The organism is Flavobacterium sp. ACAM 123 (genome assembly GCF_000264055.1).
Taxonomy (GTDB): Bacteria; Bacteroidota; Bacteroidia; order Flavobacteriales; family Flavobacteriaceae; genus Flavobacterium.
Genome location: NZ_AJXL01000250.1, coordinates 1 through 474, shown reverse-complemented (window position 1 = coordinate 474; position 474 = coordinate 1). Strand labels below are relative to the sequence as shown.

The 474-nt window shown below is 24.3% G+C and carries 1 protein-coding gene; it reads left to right on the top strand.

Translation table 11 applies throughout. From position 1 onward, the window contains the following. Positions 1-277 (top strand): CPBP family intramembrane glutamic endopeptidase (locus tag A3SG_RS21450; protein WP_157485567.1); only part of this gene is annotated, 277 nt, incomplete at its 5' end. Between the last annotated feature and the right edge of the window lie 197 nt (positions 278-474).

The following is a 474-nucleotide window of genomic DNA, read 5'->3' as shown; positions in this document are numbered from 1 at the left end:
TCTTGAATTTAGGGAGACTTTCAATCGGTTTATATCAAATTATTTCGTAGTATTCTTACTTTTGACTTCTTTCGTTTTTGGACTAATGCACTTAAACAATTATAAAGTACTAGACACGCACACAGTATTAAGAATTTTACCTAGAATATTGGGTGGGATATATTTTGGTTATATAGCCAATAAATATGGCATAAAACATTCAATAATAATGCATGGCGTGAATAATACAATTCCATTTTTAATGGTAATTTGTTATCAATATTTTGTAAATAAGTAAATATTAGACAAATATTGTTTTAGCCTTTTAAATCATTGAGCACAATTATAAATCAAAAACACAATGTTTTAAAAAGTATTAAAATCAGCTGATAATTTTAAACCTTCTAATGACCTCAAAAAAATGAATTAATAATTAAAATAAAGATAGAGAAATAAAAAAATTAACGTCGAATAAATAGGATTCTTATAGTTTAC